The 19,764-nt window shown below is 41.6% G+C and carries 7 protein-coding genes; 4 read left to right on the forward strand and 3 right to left on the reverse strand.

Going from position 1 to position 19,764, the window contains the following annotated elements:
* The first annotated feature begins 460 nt into the window (after nucleotides 1–460).
* From JKG61_RS00215 to JKG61_RS00225, 3 genes are all read left to right on the forward strand, one after another.
* Nucleotides 461–11,842, forward strand: a complete 11,382-nt coding sequence (locus JKG61_RS00215) for an Ig-like domain-containing protein (protein ID WP_202100985.1) — start codon at nucleotides 461–463, stop codon at nucleotides 11,840–11,842.
* Nucleotides 11,843–11,867: 25 nt separating this feature from the next.
* Complete coding sequence (locus tag JKG61_RS00220; protein WP_202100986.1) at nucleotides 11,868–12,878, forward strand: PorP/SprF family type IX secretion system membrane protein; 1,011 nt, start codon at nucleotides 11,868–11,870, stop codon at nucleotides 12,876–12,878.
* An 80-nt stretch (nucleotides 12,879–12,958) separates the two neighbouring features.
* Nucleotides 12,959–14,908 carry an OmpA family protein gene (locus JKG61_RS00225; protein WP_202100987.1) on the forward strand — a complete coding sequence of 650 codons (1,950 nt, stop codon included), beginning with the start codon at nucleotides 12,959–12,961 and terminating at the stop codon, nucleotides 14,906–14,908.
* A 97-nt stretch (nucleotides 14,909–15,005) separates the two neighbouring features.
* Here the strand turns inward: JKG61_RS00225 and JKG61_RS00230 are convergent, their stop codons facing one another.
* Nucleotides 15,006–15,659, reverse strand: a complete 654-nt coding sequence (locus JKG61_RS00230) for a sigma-70 family RNA polymerase sigma factor (protein WP_202100988.1) — start codon at nucleotides 15,657–15,659, stop codon at nucleotides 15,006–15,008.
* Nucleotides 15,660–15,733: 74 nt separating this feature from the next.
* Complete coding sequence (locus JKG61_RS00235) at nucleotides 15,734–16,168, reverse strand: hypothetical protein (protein ID WP_202100989.1); 435 nt, start codon at nucleotides 16,166–16,168, stop codon at nucleotides 15,734–15,736.
* A 266-nt stretch (nucleotides 16,169–16,434) separates the two neighbouring features.
* Between JKG61_RS00235 and JKG61_RS00240 the strand changes: the two genes are divergently transcribed.
* Complete coding sequence (locus tag JKG61_RS00240; RefSeq protein ID WP_202100990.1) at nucleotides 16,435–17,175, forward strand: AAA family ATPase; 741 nt, start codon at nucleotides 16,435–16,437, stop codon at nucleotides 17,173–17,175.
* Nucleotides 17,176–17,223: 48 nt separating this feature from the next.
* On the opposite strand, the gene JKG61_RS00245 is transcribed toward JKG61_RS00240, so the two are convergent.
* Complete coding sequence (locus JKG61_RS00245) at nucleotides 17,224–19,680, reverse strand: alpha/beta hydrolase family protein (protein WP_237249321.1); 2,457 nt, start codon at nucleotides 19,678–19,680, stop codon at nucleotides 17,224–17,226.
* Between the last annotated feature and the right edge of the window lie 84 nt (nucleotides 19,681–19,764).

The following is a 19,764-nucleotide window of genomic DNA, read 5'->3' on the forward strand; positions in this document are numbered from 1 at the left end:
AAAATTGTTGTAACAACTATTGTTTTTGATATACATCATGTTTTGTAGCTGAAAGTTTACAAAAATATATTACAATATTCTCCTGAGTTAATATTGTAACATTGGTCACTAAAAAAAGTGATATATATCACTTTTTTTAGTGACCAATGTTAACTGTTCAGTGAAAGTATTTAATGACTTTAGTTTTTTTTAGTCGTTTAGGGAAAAAAAACACTGGTGTTGAGTTTTTTTTAGTGCCTTGCTATTGCTATTGCTTATTTAATTATTGTTTTGGTTAAATAAAATTCTGAAAATAATATTAAAACTTTCGTTTGAATAATTTTTTTAAACAAAAAGTAACATTTAGTTTTGTAATGTATTTATCATGTTACACATGTTGGATACTACCTATTAGAAATTGAATGATGTATTCGGGTTTGCGTATTCGCGAACTCTAGTCCATACCAAGTTGTTGATATATATGAAAAATGCAAGTCAAGCCCCTGGATTATTGCGAAGCCGTTCGTTAAGCTTCCTGTTTATGCTGGTTACTTATGGTATGTTATTGCTGATGCCCGGCTGGGCTAGGGGGCAGACCTATGCGACCTGGGCGCCGAGCAGTGGTAGTATTCGAGTTGATGATGGGATCAATATTGGTGGATCGGGAGGGGTTACAGACGCAAGTAATGCATCGACTATTTCAGAGACAACGTTTGCTAAAATGTTATCGGATAGAATTGAAGTGAATCTTGTTGTCACCAAGATTACCGTTGGAAAGGATGCTTATTTACAGTTGAAGTTTCCTACGGATCGTTCTGCGGGAGCCACGACCTATGTCAAAATATCAAAACCTGAGTTGGTAGGCTTGAATCTAAGCTTATCTCAGTTGCTTGGTTTGGCAGGAACTAATATAGTAGGAGAGGTGTATGCTGGTGCAGGAAATGCTGCCAATCAAGAGGGTACAAAGGTCAATACAAACGTGGAAACGCGGATGATTGTCGATGCCTCTGGTAACTATTATCTAGCAATAACGCCAGAAGCGGGCGTTGTTTATAATTCAGTTAGGATAACCACAAAGTACCCAAGTGGGATCGTGAACTTAGGACAGTTTAAAATGAATGTATATCATGCGTTCACTTTCGATAGTCCTAATTGTGGAATTGCTAATTACGCGGATTTAGGAAAAACCACAGGGATAGATATTAAATTACTTAGTGGACCTCCTGTGAGTAATCCAGAACGAGCTATAGATGGAAATGACAATACTTTTTCTACTATATCTACAGGAACTCTAAGCGTATTTGGATCTGTATTTCAGACGTTTTATTTTAATAAACTCTCTGCTTCACAGGATTATTTCAAAGTCAAGTTTAAAATCGGAGGTGGAAGCTTATTAGATTTGAATTTGTTGGGTAATTTTGAAGTCCGGGCTTATGATGGTAATAATTTGGTTTATACTAAAAAACTACAGGGAGCATTGGTTAATGGCCTTGATCTTCTGACTTTATTACAGTCTGGGGATCCTGTAGAAATACCTTTTGGACCAGGTGTTCCCTTTGACCGTGTAGCTATAGGTATTAATACCACAGCCTCTATTAGTTTGGCTTCTTCTCCATTGCAGGTCTATAGTGTAAAACGCTATGGGCTTGGAAATTCAACACTTTGTAAAGAAACAACTCCTCCATTGTTAGATGAAGGCGGAATCCATATGCTAGGGAATAAGAAAACCTGTGCTACGGAATTGTTAGGACAGGCATACGCTAATTTTCCTTATAACGCTTTAGATGGTGCTCCTGGTACATATACGGTTTTAGAGGCTTCGTCTGGAAAAGTTGTAGGATTAGGAGCTTATTCTGGATTTGTTCATTTAGGATATTCAAACGCCAATAAGCCAAGCGCAGGCAAGACATCATATGTTCGGATTGATATGGGAGATGATGGTTTGTTATCATCGCTATTAGATGGAAGTCTTGGTGGACTCCTTGGTAATACAGTCGATAATGTGCTATTTGGAAATCATTATTTTACGGTCGATGTTTACGATGATCCAAATGCTTCTCCAATTTTATCAGGTTCTAGTGCTAATGGTTTTAATGGGAAGCCAATTCGGGTAGTTCAAGATAAATATGGTAAATATTATGTAGCGATTACGCCAACAGTTGGATATAAAAGTATAAAAATCACAGAGCATTTTCGTTCGTTGGTTGGCGCAGAAGCTAGCCGTACGATGAAAGTATATAGCATGTGCTATTCTACTGGCGGTGAGGATTGTGAACAGGCATTCAAAACATATTCGGAATCTGTTGGCTTGTCTCTCGCATTGTTGGGAGGAGGTGATCGTGGTGTGATAAATGGTCATTTGGCTATTGATGATAATTCGGTAAGTGTGGAGGACGATAATACTTTCTCCGAAGTGAAATTAGGAGGTTTAGCTGTTGGAGTTGCAGCAAGCTCTTTTCAATATGTTGATTTTCATACACTATCTGCGCCATCTGATTATTTCAAAGTAAAAATTGGAATTGATAATCAAAGTACGCTAGATATAAATCTTATTTCAAATGTGGAGATCAGGGCATACGATGGTGATGAACTGGTTTATTCCCAAAGACTGCAAAATGGTTTGGTTGCAGGTCTTGACGTATTAGGTCTGTTACAAACTAATGGTAGCGTGACTATCCCTATAGGACCAGGTAAAGCGTTTGATCGGGTTGCGGTAGGTGTTAATAAACTAGTAAATGTAGGTCTGTTTAACAACCCGCTGAAAATTTATAGTATTAAGCGATTTGGTGCGGATTGTCCAGATCCAAATCCTATAATTCCACTACCCGATACGGATACACCATTTAATACACCAGAGTGTGCCGAAGATACAGGTGGATTAGTTGACTTTACCGGGGTAAACTTTCCGTACAATGCGGTAGACGGACATAATAATACTTTTGCCCTATTAACAAGTGAATCAGGTATTCTATTGGGAGCTGGAGCCAAGGAAGGAAGTATTCAATTAGGATTTGATAGTAAAGTTGATCCTAATGTATATTCTTATGTAAAAATTGGTTTTGAAGAAGCAGGCTTGCTTAAAGGTCTACTGGCGGGAAGTCTTGGAAAGTTCGTTGGTAGTGTAGCCGATATTGCACTATTTGGGAAGAAATATTTCGATATCGAAGTTTATAGACCAGACGGTACATCTATATATACGGAATCGGGACTCAATGGATTCACTTCGGATAGGGCTCGTATCGTTCAAGATAGATTCGGACATTATTATCTCGCATTTACCGCTAATGATGATTACCAGTCTATTAAAATAACATTAAAGTATCCAGCGTTAGCGGGGCTGGCATCCTCCACATCTATGCAGGTATATGGAATGTGTAGAGAGACGCAGTTTGATGAGTGTGAACAAGCTGCTTTTACAATGTATGATGGTAGTGGACTGACTCTGAATTTATTTGAAGGGGCTAATCCTGCAGGGGTTGTCAATGGACCATACAGTATAGATGATAATTCTTCGAATTATTCGGAACTGAGTTTAGGAACAGCTGCTGTCGGAGCAACTATCCACCAAGATATCTTATTCAAAACTAAGTCTGATGCAAAAGTAAGAATGCGCCTACAGATTCCTCAAACGTTGGTTAATGTAGATTTATTGGGAGCATATAAGGTGTATCTTTATAATGGGGCCGACGAAGTTTATAGCACGGTTCTTCAGAATAGTCTAGTGAATAATCTTGATTTATTAGGGTTGTTTAAGTCCGGAGGGGTTGTCGGTGTAGAGATTGATGCTGGTGTAATTTATGATCGCATTCGTTTGGAGCTAGGAAGTGTTGTCAATCTGGGAGTTGGCAGTCCAATAAGACTATATAGTGCCAAACGTATCTCAGCTAATTGTCCGGATCCTGATTTTGAAGAGTCACCATTTACAAGTTGTGACGCTGAAATTGTTTCGGCTGAGCATGTTGATGATGTTCAAAATCTATTGGATGCTAACTTTAATAGTTACGCTACGCTACGCTCAGATGCTGGAATTATTTTAGGATTAGGCTCTAGTAAAGCTCATTTAGAACTTGCCTATCCTTCAGTTCTAAATGGGAATGAAACATCATACATTAGAATCGACTATGACCAAACCATCCTAGCTAATTTGTTAAAAGGGTCTTTGGGCGGTTTTGTAACAGGTATACTAGATAATCTCTTATTAGGGGATCACTATTTTGATGTCGAAATCAAAGACGATAATAATGGTATAATAGCGACAAGAAGTAGTAGAAATGGTTTTGTAAATGCACAGAATCAGGTTGACGATGTAATTCGTATCATACAGGATACGAAGGGACGTTACTATCTTGCTATTAAACCAGGAATGGATTATAAGTCCGTAAAAATTTCCGATCATACTAATGCTATTATTGGATTGACGTCTAATGATAAGCATTTGAATGTTTATGGAATGTGTCATGGAATAGTTGCTACTAATTGTCCTCAGGCATTCAGTACTTCGCAGAAGGGGAGCGGTATCACATTAGATGCCTTGAACTTGGGCGGAGCAGGAGTTCAAAACGCATCTTGGGCTATTGATAATAATTTACAAAATCATTCTACTTTAAGTTTAGGAACAGCAGCTATTGAGGGAACATTACAGCAGAATATCCAGTTTAACAAAGTAGTGACGGGTGGACAACCCATACGGATTAAATTGGCAGCAAATGGTGGTGATGTAAGTGTAGACGTTTCTAATAATATCACATTGGTGTCTTATAAAAACGGAGTTATAGTAGATAATTTACCGATTGAGCAGGCGTTAGTTGGATTGAACGTAGTAGATTTAGTTAATAATGGTGTTGCTCAGGAATTTATTTATAAACCTAGTGCGGATATTGATGAAGTGGCTTTGACACTTAAATCTCTTGTTAGCATAGGAGTTACGCCAAGTGTGCATTTGTATTACGTGTTGCCAGACTGTAACACACCGATGTTTACCACTTGGAAATCATTTGAAGTAGATGGCGATCCTGCTGTCACTACCGTAAAAGGTGGTGAAGAAATCGAATATACGATCCACATACGTAATACGGGATCTGTTGATCTGACTGATTATATCATTACAGATGCTGTACCTCACAATACCTCTTACATAGCAGGTTCTGGAGGTACATTTGCAGATGGCAAAGTGACGTTTACGGGTATCGATGTAGCCGCAGGCGCTCCGGCGACAGTGAGTTTCAAAGTTAGTGTCGACGCAGACCTAACAGGTGTTACAAAAATTAGTAACGTCGCATTGGTTAAGAAGGATGCGGCAGATCCAGGTACGCAGACCTGGCCGCCATCACCGACAAATCCAGGCGAACCAAAGACAGATGGCGATAAAGGAACGGATATACCAGTTGAACAGATATCGTCGATATCTACTTGGAAATCTGCGGTGGCCACACTGGCAGGTGCAACAGTTGCTTCTGTGTCCGGTGGCGAGACTATTGATTATACGATATATATTAAAAATACAGGTAACCAGGCTTTGACAGGAGTGCAGGTCACCGAAGCGCTTCCCGTTGGTACAACATTGGCTTCAGGTAGCTCGCTGACATTCGCTCCATTGGATATTGCAGTAGGAGGTGAAAAATCTGTTACTTTCCAAGTGACTGTGAATAATGATTTGACTGGAATTACGAATATAAGCAACGTAGCTACAGTTACAATACCTGGAAAAACACCGGTAAAGACTACGCCGGCAGATCCTACAGATCCTAAAACTGGTCCTGATCCAACTAAGGTTCCTGGTGATGAGACAGAGGTTCCAGTAGGTGATAATTATTCTTTAGTATCGTGGAAAACGGCGGTTGTAGATGGTGATGCTGCTATCACTTCGGTGAAGGGTGGAGAAACAATCGAGTATACCATCTTTGTTCGTAACACGGGTAATAAGGATTTGACCAATGTGGTTATTAACGATCCGTTGCCAGCAGGTACTACTTTGCTGTCAGGTACACTCCCATTTACAATTACAGAATTAAAGGTAGGAGATAATTCGATAGGTCATAAATTCAAGGTTAGAATAGATGAAAACCTTACAGGTATAAACGAAATTAGAAATATTGCCAAGGTAACTAGTGCCGAAATCACAACAGAGCAGGAAAGTTTCCCTCCAGCGACTGGAGGCGCCAATGATCCGGACACAAGCGGTCCTAGAGGGACAGTGACTCCTGTAGATCCTGTGCATAGTATATTGTTTACTAAATCTGGAGTAAATCAAAATGATATTAAGAAAGCAGCTGTAGGAGATATTATTACCTATACGCTTACTATCGAGAATAATGGTAATAAAGACTTGACGTCTGTAAACTTGAAAGATCTATTAAGTGCAGATGTAGAGCTCTTAGAGATTGATGGAACGACTGCAAGTGGAAATATTGATCGTACAATTCCGTTATTGAATGTTGGTGAAGCTAATAAAGTGGAGTTGACCTTCAAAGTGAAGGTCTTGACTTTACCTACTGCCCCTGCGCCATTGGTTAATACAGCTGAGGCAAAATTTAAAGATTCTAAAAATTTAGATGTTACAGTGCCTGCATCTGCAAGCTTGCCTACGAGCTGTATAACGGTTAAGAAAGACAATATTAATCTAACTACAGATCTGAGCATTTGTGCAGGTGGACAAGTCACGCTTGAAGCTTCATTTGCCTCGGCCAATGGAGTTAGTAATATACCTGCGGGATCAGGTTTTGTATGGAGAAGAGGCAGTGTTACAGGGCCTGTGGTTCACAATGACCCTATTTATACACCTACATTAAATTCAACAACAACTTACTATGTGAGCATAGAAGGTGGAGACGCATGTTTCGAAGGAGCTGGGGAATCTGTGAAGGTGACAGTAGGTGTCGCACCGAATACACCTACCATTACGCCAAACTCAGCAAATACTTGTGAAGGCGAAGTTGTTAAGTTGACAGCTACTGCTGGGGCGGATAGTTATGAGTGGTATAAAAATGGTGTTTTATTAACAGGTATAGATAAGACTGGTTCTCAACTTACGTTAGACGGAGATCTTACAGACGCAGGGCAGTATACCGTAAAAGCAGTAAATGTAGAGGGCTGTGCGAGTGGAGCATCTGCAGCGGTTGGGGTTGTTGTTACTGCAAAACCTGCTAAGCCGGTATTGAGTTCCTCAGTTACAGGCCCTGTCTGTGAAGGAGAGAGTGTTACATTAACCTCTAACGCAACAGGTACACATACATGGTACAAAAATGGTGTACCACTTAATGGAGTAGGAAGTGGATCAACAATTACCGTAACTGAGAATGGAGAATACGCTGCTACGGTGATAAACGGCTCTATAGGTTGTGATAGTGATATGTCAGATGCCCTTATTGTTACATTCAATCCTGCGCCTCGAATAGAATTTGTAGGTGGCAATGCGTCTGTAACCGGTATGATGAATACACCAGTAGCATTGCCAACGATTACTCCAGAAAGCGGGGTAAACTATACTTGGTATGATAATACTGGTAATGCAACAACAAATATGTCGCCTACGTTTGCGGAAGCAGGAATCTATGCTTATACTGTAGTGGCGAAAAATGCAAGCGACTGTGCAACTATAGCTACTGTAGTAATAAATATTTACAATGCAGATAGTTGTCCAACGTTATTCAAGCCTTATTACGCAACAAAGGCTAAATGGCAGTCTTTAGGTGGTTTTATAGATCATAAAGATGATGCCGTCGATCGAAACCCCAAAACTTCAGCAACTGTGGGGATGGTTGTTGGCCTTGTAGGTCTTGGAGGCGGATATTTAGATCTTGAGTTTGATAAAACCTATGTAGCAGGTACACCAGTTACAGTGAAATTAGGCAAAGAGTATAGCGGCCTAAGTGCGGTTTCTGGAATTTTGGCCTACGGATTAAATAGTAGTGGCAACTCTATTGGTGCTGGAGAGTCTGTATCCGCAGGTTTGGTTAAGCTATTAGCTGCTGATGCGGCTTACGAATTTACTTTTGTGCCAAGTACAGTAACGGGGCCTAAAGAATATAAAGGAGTAAGACTTTACTTTGGATCACTCCTTTCCCTAGCAGAAAACTTTAAGGTATACGGCGCATACGTAAAAGAAACGGTAACAACTAATGATTGTGCGCCAGTGGCTCCAGGTGTAAACAAAGATGTTAGAGATGTTCTGTATGGTCTAGAAACTTTCTTAGGATTAGATGTTGTGAGTGCAACGGCATCGGTAGTTGATCCTTGGAATGCGGTTGATGACGATTTGACTACGGCAGCTCAGATTGTGAGAGGCGCCGCTGTTCTAAATGTTGCTACCATAACACCTGTCTTTAAAAATCAGGTGATGCCTAGTGATTCTCTACAGATTATTATGGCGGATCCTAATAGTAGCATTTTAAACTTAAGTTTATTGACAGGATTTTCTATTCAGCGATACAATGGCTCGAGCCAGGTAGGACAACCTCTTGATAATGGAGCGAATATATTAGATCTTAGATTACTAAGCTTTGGCACAGATAAGAAAAAATTAATTGTGTCTCCATTTGCAGAAGCATATGATCGCGTTAAAATTTCTTATGGAGGTATTGCAAATGTGAATCTTGGAGAACAGGTGAAAATATATGATGTATCTATCAAACCTGCTATAAGTATCGGCGTCGATCCAGGTGAGTCATTAGAGGTTTGTCCAGGAGAAGATGTTTCGATTGATAAGCAAGACGATTGTACTTTTTATGAAGTTTACGATGTCGCAAGTGGTGGTAGTCCGTTGAATGCATCGGGAGCTAGTCTCTCATTCAAGCCGAATACAACAACGGCTGGAACATATACCTACTATGTTCAGGCGGTAAGACTGGGCTGTCCTATTGGACCAAGACAGGAGATAAAAGTAACTATTAAGACAGCTGGGAAAGCTACCGATATCGCTGATATCCTAGTTAACGGTGTAGCTCCTAGTGCTCCGTTATGTATAGCACCGGATGACGATGTTATCCTGACGACAGCGCTAACATCGGGCAGTACGATTACGAATCCGGTATTCCACTGGTATGACCATGCAGGTGTTGCGATTACAGGTGGATCGGATGGTACATTGAACCTCGGTCAATTAACTGCGGGTACTTATACCTACAGTGTCGGTGTGAGCGGAGACGGTATCTGTGAGAGCCTTGCTTCGGACCGCAAGACGGTTACATTCACTATCCAGCCTACCGGACAGTCTACCGATATCGCTGATATCCTGGTTAACGGTATGGATCCAGGTGCTCCGTTATGTATTGCACCGGGTGTCGATGTTATCCTGACGGCAGCGCTAACATCGGGCAGTACGATTACCAATCCGGTATTCCACTGGTATGACCATGCAGGTGTTGCGATTACAGGTGGATCTGATGGTACATTGAACGTTGGTCAATTGACTGCGGGTACTTATACCTACAGTGTCGGTGTGAGCGGAGACGGTGTCTGTGAGAGCCTTGCTTCGGACCGCAAGACGGTTACATTCACTATCCAGCCTACCGGACAGTCTACCGATATCGCTGATATCCTGGTTAACGGTATGGATCCAGGTGCTCCGTTATGTATAGCACCGGATGTCGATGTTATCCTGACGACAGCGCTAACATCGGGCAGTACGATTACGAATCCGGTATTCCACTGGTATGACCATGCAGGTGTTGTGATTACAGGTGGATCTGATGGTACATTGAACGTTGGTCAATTGACTGCGGGTACTTATACCTACAGTGTCGGTGTGAGCGGAGACGGTATCTGTGAGAGCCTTGCTTCGGACCGCAAGACGGTTACATTCACTATCCAGCCTACCGGACAGTCTACCGATATCGCTGATATCCTGGTTAACGGTATGGATACCTCGACCCCGATCTGTATTGAACCTACGGATGCGACAGTTCTTACAGCAGAGCTTACTCCAACTAGTACAATTGTTAACCCAGTGTTCCATTGGTACAATGAACATGGTGTGGCTATCGCTGGAGGAAGTGATGGTATATTGAATCTAGGTATAATGGCTCCCGGTACTTATAGCTATAGTGTAGGAGTCAGTGGAGATGGTGTCTGTGAGAGTTTAGCTGCTGATAGAAAAGTCGTGACATTTACTACTGTATTCTGTAGGTCTGACCTGAGTATTTCAAAAGTAGCTGATCACTCCCGTGTCAAAGCAGGTACAAATACAACATTTACCGTGACAATTACGAACAATGGCCCTGCTCAGATTGCAGTAGGCAAGGTTATCAACTTAGGAGAGATTCCAAGTACGGGACTGAGCATTACAGGATATGAAGTTACCTCTGGAAACGCAGTTGCAGCGGGTACTGGTAACACAGCTACCGTGACTACCAATAGTGTAATTGCAGTAGGAGGTACGATCATTGTAAAAGTAAGCGCGGCAGTAGGGGCAGATGCACCGTCTACTATCACCAACGGTATCAAAGTATGGGGGCCAGATAAAGACCCTGGAACTGATCCTGAAGATGATAAGGATGAAACGCCTCCAGTTCCAGTAGACCGTGAGTCCAATCTGAGTATTGTTAAAAAGGCAGATCAGACGCGTGTAAAAGCCGGAGAAAATACTACCTTTACATTGACTATTACAAATGATGGTCCATCTACTATCGAGGTAGGCAAGAAAATCCAGTTGACCGAACGTCCTGGTGCTGGCGTGACCATCGATAAATATGAAATAGTAGGAGCTAATGCAACTATCAGTGGGACAGCTAATAATGCAGTGGTAACTACAACGGCGAAGATTGCAAAAGGACAGACTATAGTCGTAAAAGTAACGGCTAAGGTGGATGTGGATGCGCCTTCGACAATTACCAATGGTATCACGGTTTGGGGACCAGATAAGGACCCTGGAACAGATCCTGAGGATGATAAAGACGATACACCTCCGGTCCCTGTAGATCGTGAATACAAATTGACCATAGAAAAAGTAGCAGACGAGAGTAAGGTAAAAGCAGGTGAGTCTACAACGTTTACAGTAACGATTACAAATAATGGACCGGCTGTAATGGAAGTAGATAAAGATATCAAGCTAGTAGAGCGCCCTGGTGCCGGTGTTACGATCGAGAAGTATGAGATCGAGGGCAATAATGCTACAATATCTGGTACAGGTAATAATGCTACAGTGAAAACGAAGGCTAAGCTAACAGTTGGAGGTACTATTATCGTGAAGATCACGGCGAAGGTAGATGATGAAGCGCCAGAGAAGATTACCAATGGTATCACCGTATGGGGACCGGGTAAAGATCCGGGTACAGATCCAGAGGACGATAAAGATGATACACCAGAGGTGCCGGTAGTTTATCCATTGATCCAAGCGGTAGATGATATCGCTGAGACCAAAACTGCAGTACCGGTCGACATTGATGTGTTGGCTAATGACTTGGTCACCAAATGGGATATTGACCCTACTTCATTAGAAATTGTATCTTCATCAGCCGGAGCGACAACTACGGTAGGAATCGATGGTACGGTCACTTATATCTCTTCTCGTGACATGGTCGGTGAAGATACCTTTACTTATCGTGTGAAGGATGTGAAAGGAAGATGGAGTAATACAGCGACAGTACGTGTAGCGGTGTCTAGTAATGATCTGGATATTCCAAATATCATTACGCCGAATGGTGACGGCAAAAATGATGAGTTCCGAATCAAAGGCCTTGAGCTTTATGATAGGGTAGTGCTTACCATTGTCAACCGTTGGGGGAATGAGGTGTACAAGAGTAATGCGTACAACAATGATTGGAACGGACTAGGCCTGAGTGAAGGGACATACTTCTATGTGTTAGAATTAGTGAAGGGAGGCAAGTCGGAAGTACATAAAGGATGGGTTACAATCAAATCAAATTAATTGAAATAATTAAGAAATACGTGTTATGAAACGATACGGAATAAAAAGTGTTTTAATGTTGACCATGGCTCTTCTAGGATTGAAGAGCCACGGCCAACAGAATATTCAGTTCACGCAATATATATTTAATTCGATTAGTGTCAATCCTGCTTACACCGGCTACAAGGAAGAATGGTTCGGGCAAATGGGACTTCGGAGTCAGTGGGCAGGTTGGGATGGAGCACCTAAAACAGGTACTGTGTCCATAGATGGCGTACTTGATGAAGATAAAAGACATGGTGTCGGACTACAGATTACTGGTGATCAGCTAGGAGCACAGGGGGCGATGAGTGCCTATGCAAATTATGCTTTGCGTTTGAGATTGGACAGAGCAGATGAGCATCGTCTGGCATTGGGAATTGCTGCCGGGGCTACCCAATATAGCTTAGATGGGAATAAACTAAGATATCACGACCAAGGGGATGATGCTGTACCGGAAGGTAAAATATCTACTTGGAGACCTGATGTGCGATTGGGGGTATATTATAGTAATCCGCGTTGGTATGCTGGTGTAGCTGTACACGACCTCTTTACCAATAGTAATAGCGGTGAAGATTTTCAGTTCAACCTTAATTCTTTAGAAAGTTTATACCGGAGGATTCATGGTTATTTTATCGCAGGGATGTTGGTGGAGTTAGATAGAGGTCTGATGTTGAGACCCAGTATCCTTATCAAGGATGATTTTAGAGGTCCCACCTCTATGGATATAAACGCGATGTTTATTTTCAATGATAAATTCTGGATAGGAGGAAGTTATAGAACCAGAGCTAAGATATTCGATAGAAAATATGCTAGCCAATCGGCAGGCAAGCTGAGTTCACTGAATTCCCTGAGCGGTATTGCACAGTTCTACGTTTCGCCAAAGTTTAGGATAGGGTACTCTTACGACCATATGCTTAATAAAATGAGCGGTATGCAAAATGGTACCCACGAGGTGACATTGGGCGTGACATTTGGAAGAACAGGAAGGCAAGTGATGAGCCCGAGGTATTTTTAGAATTTAGATGTTAGTATTGAGTGTTGAGATTTGCTGATTCGCAGATAAGCAAAATCGTAAATGCGCAAAAAAAATAGAACATGAGAACACAGACATATTTGAAATATACTTTATGTGCACTGTCTCTTTCCTTTACGGTGGCAACAGTTTCTGGACAGGAACAGCCCGGAAGGAGAGCACGGGCAGAACAGGAGTTTCTGAAGATGGAGTATGCTAATGCTGCCCAATCTTATGAACAATTGGTTTTGGATAAGAAAAAACCAAAAACTGAGGATCTGGAGCGACTAGCGGAGAGTTATTATTATATTAAGCAATATAATCTTGCAGAGAATTGGTTTTCTAGAATTGTCTTATTAGAGGATGCAAGTAAGGAGTCTCATCTGAAGTATGCTGAGGTATTAAAACAGCAGGGTAAGTATCCGGAGGCAAAGCAACAATATGGAAATTACATCAGTAAATATGGAGCAAATAAGGAGATAGAGCGTGCTATTGTCGGAGCAGACTCCGCAGCTTATTGGATGGAACATCCGACCAAGCATCAAGTGAACAATGAGCGGGTCGTGAATACTGCTCTATCCGAATTTGGCCTTACACCTACTGCTAATGGGGCCTTGTATGCTACAGAGCCCAACAGCCTATTGAGCGAAAAAAGTGGGATGACGGGGCAACCCTATTTGAGGGTCTATTCCGCCGAACGCCGTATCGACGGATCCTTGCATTATCCCAACCTAATGACAGAGTCTTTCAATAACTCTGCTTATCATGTGGGGCCTGTAGCGGTCAATTTAGCAAATGATGTCCTCTATGTAACACGGACCTATGCCGGTAAGGATGCGCAAAAGTATAAAGCTCATGCGCAGCGATGGAAGAAGCAAAACCTCGAACTTAAAATCTATAGAAAGAACGGTGAGGCTTGGATCGAAGACGATTTTCCTTATAATAATGTGAAGGAATATTCTGTCGGACATGCTGCCTTAAATAAGGATGAAACAATTCTGTATTTTGCATCGGATATGCCGGGAGGACAGGGAGGTGTTGATATCTGGTACTCCGAACTGCAACAGGATGGCTCATGGGGGACACCTCAAAATGTGGGCAGTCAGGTCAATACCAGTGGAGACGAAATGTTCCCATCGGTGGAAGGCGAGGAGCTTTATTTTTCGAGTACAGGTCATATAGGTATGGGAGGTTTGGATATTTTTAAAGCCAACGGGGCTAAGGCTTCCTTTACAAAACCTGTTAATATGGGATACCCTATAAACTCTGCATCAGATGATTTTGCCTTTATAAACAGCATGGATGACGATATGCATACGATGGGTTATTTATCTTCAAATCGTACGGGCGGAGTTGGATCTGATGATATTTATTCCTTCTCGTTGACAAAACCTAGGCTAAATATTGAATTGGTTACCCTGGTTAAAGATAAGAAAACAGGAGAAATCTTAGATCGCTCAGTAGTGATGTTGTATGAGGGTGAGAAAGTAATCGCCCGAGGTAGTACCGATAGTAATGGCCAAATCCGATTCGATATTGATAAAGGGTTAGCTTATAAAGTATATGGTGAAAAAGAAGGCTATATGGCAGATAGCGCATCTATGAATGCGGTATTTCCGTTGCGGGATACGACAATACAACTCACTTTAAATCTGCAACCTGTAAATAAAGTTGGAGAAAAATTTGTTTTGGAAAATATTTATTACGATTTTGATAAATACAATATAAGACCTGATGCAGCTCTGATTCTAGATAAGTTGGTTGCCACTATGCGTAACAACCCTACGTTGAGGATAGAACTATCAAGTCACACGGATAGTCGTGGTGCCAAGACATATAATCAGAAGCTATCGCAAAAGCGTGCACAGGCCGCGGTAGATTATATTGTTGGAAAAGGAATCGACCGCGAGCGCTTAGTAGCAAAGGGTTACGGCGAATCTAGGTTGGTCAACCAATGTGCTGACGGTGTAAAATGTACGCCAGAAGAACACCAAGCAAACAGAAGGACAGAAGTCGAGGTGCTTGCTTATTAAAATGCTCAGTTTTTTTATCATACATTCAGTATGATTTATAATGGTAGATGCGGAATGCGGTATTTTCTCCCCGATTTTACCGCTTCCTTTTTTCTATCTACTTGTTCTCTGTATGGATTCTTGTAAGGACGTTATGTACTACACTATTGCAGTATATCAAGTTGAATTCGAATAATTCTGAAGGGCTATATGTCTTTTCTATCTCGTCCCGTAATTTGCCTTTTGCGCGATTAAGCCTTACTTTGACATTGCTCTCACTGATGTTCAGAAGCTGGGCAGTTTCTGCGACATCAAGGCCATTGATCTCACGTAGTGAGAAAACAAGTCGGTATTCTAAAGGGATGCGTGACAGCGCTTCTTCTATAATATTTTTTAGCTCGCGTTGTTGTATAATTTGATCGGTGTTGCGCTCCGCGTGACTGAAAAATGGTTTGGAATCATCATCAATCTCCATACTGGTCTCATTCTTGAAACTAAATTTTTCCCGTTTGCGAAAGCAATTGTTTAGCATGATACGTATAATCCAGGATTTGAACTGAGCTTTTCCTGCGAAAGACCCGAGGCCTTTAAAGGCATCTACAAAACTGTCTTGCATTAAGTCCTGGGTATCTTCATGATTGTAGTTATAGGAGCGTCCTATTTTATACAGATAGGGATTGAATCGTCTTACAATTAGCTCATATAAGCGGGTGTCGCCTGCTAGGATACGGTCGATGAGCTCAGCTTCTGTGAGGTGTTGAAATTGTTCCATAGTATAATTTTGTATAGGTTATTTATAAATCAAACCTACATAAAATTGAGGGTAATTTCTATAAAAACAGTTATTCAAAACCCAGTTTTGTTCCAATGGTAATGCCAGGTAAATAGTTCTGGTTGTAGCTGTTTGATTAGATCCAGGAGAGCAGGCACTTCGATGACTTTACTATCCCCAATGATGGTCTTATTGAAGGTTAGGATACTAAAATCTATGCTTTTTAACCGGGATTCAAGCTTTTTCAGTTTTTGGCTTAGCCCCGACTGGGATAAATGGGTGTGTAAGACGAGTGCAGCATTTAATGAATAGTGCAGTTTCTTTATTTTTAATGCGGAGGTATGGATAAAATCCGTGTTTTGTGTTGTTTTTCCTAAGTCTTGGAAATTGTATAAGATATCTTTTATACAGACTTCGGATGACACAGATGTACCACAGCAAATCAGTGCTGTGTTTTGCTGCGATATGTTTGACCATCTTTTGGTTAAATCCCCGTGAAACTGTAACATAATATTGGTTTTTATTTTTGTTAGCGCCTGTTGATCAATTAAATAGATGTGTTTTTGATATCTTCTGTATAAAATTAGCTTCAGATATTACTAACATAGAGTGGGTGAGTGCGGAAAAGGTTACAATTTTTCTGGACTAGTTAATTAAATAATATACTGGATTAGTCAGCTCTGGCAAATCTTTTTCAAATTCGCTGAGCATGTACATACTTTATAAAGTTTGTACCTTTACAGAAAGAAAAACAGCTGAAAACGTTGATATTAAGATGAACATAACGGATTTATTAATTACAAAGAAGGAGAACATTGTTTTAGAAGATATGATTCTATCTGAAGAAAGTCGGATACAATTGGATCATCTGCTTAAAGAACACAGATATCTTGATGTATTGCAGAACTATGGGCTCCCCGTAAATAATAAGATACTTTTATACGGAGCCTCAGGTTGTGGAAAGACCAGTACTGCGAAAGCTTTAGCTAATGCTTTGAATAAGCCGATTTATATTCTAAATCTTAGCAATGTGATCAGTGCTAAAATAGGCGAGACGTCGCAACATCTTAAGCAGATATTTGATAAAGCTGGACGTGATCAGGCCGTACTCTTTTTGGATGAGTTTGACCAGATCGGAAAATCCCGGATGAGCGAAGATAAAGATGTAGGGGAGATCCGCCGATTAGTGAATACTTTGATACAGCTTATAGACTACTATCCAGAAAAGGCGCTGTTGATCTGTGCTACAAACCATATGGAGGTTATCGACCAAGCGATTCTTCGGCGCTTTCAGTTGCAGATTGAGTATACATTACCCTCAGCTGTGGTTCTCGACGGCTATTATGATTCCCTGTTGGCAAAATTACCGGAACAAATTGCTGAAAATGTGAAGCGCAAATATGGTATATCATTTGCTGAGGCCAAAGACTGTGCTTTTACACAGGCTAAATATAATATCATTAAGCAGCTCGAAAATGGAGAGATCATTTTGCAGAAAGAAGTTTTAGAGACCTAACATGTAGCGTAGGTCAGGTCTCTATTGATATATCTGATCAACTATGGTCTAAAATTCTCTGTTTTTAACATATTTTTCTAACCATTGATCTTGCTCCCAAAAGGTATGTAATACACCTTCTCTACTGCGGTAGCCGTGAAATTCTTTTGGCAGTAATACCAGACGGACGGTACCGCCGTGTCCCTTGATCGCTGCATAAAGACGTTCACTCTGTATCGGGAATGTTCCGGAGTTTTCGTCATCCATACCATGTGTCAGGAGTAGCGGGCGCTTGATACTAGGGGCATAGGTAAAAGGCGACATCTTATCGTAGACATCTTTAGCCTGCCAATAGGTACGCGCCTCCGCTTGAAAGCCAAAAGGAGTCAGTGTGCGATTGTAAGCTCCGCTTCGCGCTATTCCCGCTGCAAAGAGGTCTGTGTGTGCCAATAGATTGGCTGTCATAAATGCACCATAGGAATGACCGCCGACTCCAATCCGTTGTCTGTCAGCAACACCGAGTTCGACTACATGATCAATCAGAGCTTTTGCATTGTCCTCTATCTGTTGGATGAATGTGTCATTCGGCTCGCTGCTTCCTTCCCCCACGATCGGCATATCGGCTTGATCCAGTACGGCATAACCGCGTGTCACCCAGAATACAGGCGATCGGAATGCCAGTCTAGGGTAGCGATGTGGCGATCCTTTTACCTGTCCCGCAGCAGCCTTGGTTTTAAATTCGCGAGGATACGCCCATATTAGCACAGGTAGTGGCGCATCTCCTTTTTTAAATCCTTCAGGTAGATATAGCGTTGCAGATAGTGTAAGGCCGTCTTTTCGTGGATATGATAAAAGCGTTTTCTCCACATTTTTCAAGCTGGGGTAGGGATCAGCAAATTGAGTCAATTGCTTTTCGCCTTTTGATTTTAATGCCACAGCGAATACGTTGGGCGATACCGTTGAAGATTCTCTAAATACATAGACTGTCCCATTCTCATCGTAGAATAAAGGGTCTTCATAATAGTTTCTTTTTGATTTGTATAACGTATCTTGTTTGGTCGTATGCACATTCCAGCGCATTACAAAAGGCCGATCTCCTTCTTTTGAAGCCCCGGTTCCCTTGGTATAAACGTTCCCTTTGCTATCGCCACGTAACTTCCCTTTGCCATTCAGTAAGAATGTGCCCGGATCTGTATAAGTATCCTCCGATTTGCGATTAGATAATATCCGGAGTGTTTTATTATTTTTAGTATCAATGACACTCAGCTGGGAAGTACGGTCTTTGCGCCAGTTCTCTTCTATTATGCCAAAACCTGAGCCCCATAAGATCTTGTGTATGCGGTATTTGCTCGTATAGAGCTTATGGGCCTGCATTATTTCAAAGGGTGCATTAGCAGCAAACAGTTCGTCGCGGATTTCAGTATGTTGATTAGGATCACCTCCATCTTTGGCCACGGTCCATAGCAGGGTTGCCTCCTTGTCCTTATGCCATGAAAAATTACGTGGTCCGCTGATCACAGCATCAAAACTGATGGGCAGATTGTCCCCCAGTGGAATCGTATGTATTGTCCTATGGGTCTTGTTGTTCAGATCTAATATGGATACCTCAACAGGGAAGAGCTGTATAGGCACGAGGTACGAGTACGGTCTTACTATTTTCTCGATAAGGAGATATCTACCATCTGGAGAGTAGCTAGCATCGTTTAAAATACCGGACACCCCCAGTTGTTTAGTCTGACCGTTCCTGTTGATCTCTATCAGTTCAGAACTTAGATAGTAACCCAACAGGTTTTCGTCGTGCGCATTTGCCAGTAGATTCTGATAGGTACGTGAAGGCGTAATACCGCCAAGATTCTCTTGGACGATAGGACCTACGGGCACAGGGTTTGCCTGCGGTACTTTTTGGTCAGCAAAAGCAATACGTTGTACTAACAATATATCGTCATTCTTCCATTGAAAAGTTTTTCCAAAGCTGTCATTTACCTGATCCAGTACTTTTTGAGCCTTTTGGGTGCTTAGGTCAGCGATCCAGAGCTCGGTTCGTTGCATGGTTTTGTTGAGGAAAGCGAAGCACTTATTAGAAGGCGACCATTTTATGTCGGTCAATTGAAGGTCTTTTGGAAGTCCCTGTAGCGTAAATTCTTTTCCTGTTTTTATATCTCGTATACGTAGTGATGTATACTTGCCCGAATTTTCTCCTACCGTTGTGTATGTTATAGGATTGATCCGTAATCCGGCGATACCCAGTACAGGTTGTGATGCTTGCTCTATGGTTTCAAAACCTGGGGCTTCAAGCATCAGCATCCATGCGCCGTCGCTACTGATTTTGATGTCTGGTATCTGTGGTGCATCGACCAGATTTACGATGCTTTGGGGTGGCAGTTTATAAGGGATCTGTTCTTGTGCCACAGCAGCCGCACCCATTAACCACGAGCCCGTGATAATAGTTAAGCGTGTGGTTAGCATTCTCCATTTCGTTCTTATTCTAAAGATCATACGTGTTTTGTTGAGTGATATCACTATCATTTAGGCAATATTTAAATGGTTAAGATACACATTTTGTGCCTTATTATAGCGGATAAGGGGGGAAATAAAAAAACGGAACTTCCA

The organism is Sphingobacterium faecale, assembly GCF_016746095.1.
Classification (GTDB): domain Bacteria; phylum Bacteroidota; class Bacteroidia; order Sphingobacteriales; family Sphingobacteriaceae; genus Sphingobacterium; species Sphingobacterium faecale.

Bases quoted from the DNA above. Each gene is read 5' to 3' on its own strand.
- JKG61_RS00245 (WP_237249321.1), bottom strand. From the start codon at position 19,680: ATGATAGTGATATCACTCAACAAAACACGTATGATCTTTAGAATAAGA.
- JKG61_RS00235 (WP_202100989.1), bottom strand. From the start codon at position 16,168: ATGTTACAGTTTCACGGGGATTTAACCAAAAGATGGTCAAACATATCG.
- JKG61_RS00215 (WP_202100985.1), top strand. From the start codon at position 461: ATGAAAAATGCAAGTCAAGCCCCTGGATTATTGCGAAGCCGTTCGTTA.
- JKG61_RS00220 (WP_202100986.1), top strand. From the start codon at position 11,868: ATGAAACGATACGGAATAAAAAGTGTTTTAATGTTGACCATGGCTCTT.
- JKG61_RS00240 (WP_202100990.1), top strand. From the start codon at position 16,435: ATGAACATAACGGATTTATTAATTACAAAGAAGGAGAACATTGTTTTA.
- JKG61_RS00225 (WP_202100987.1), top strand. From the start codon at position 12,959: ATGAGAACACAGACATATTTGAAATATACTTTATGTGCACTGTCTCTT.
- JKG61_RS00230 (WP_202100988.1), bottom strand. From the start codon at position 15,659: ATGGAACAATTTCAACACCTCACAGAAGCTGAGCTCATCGACCGTATC.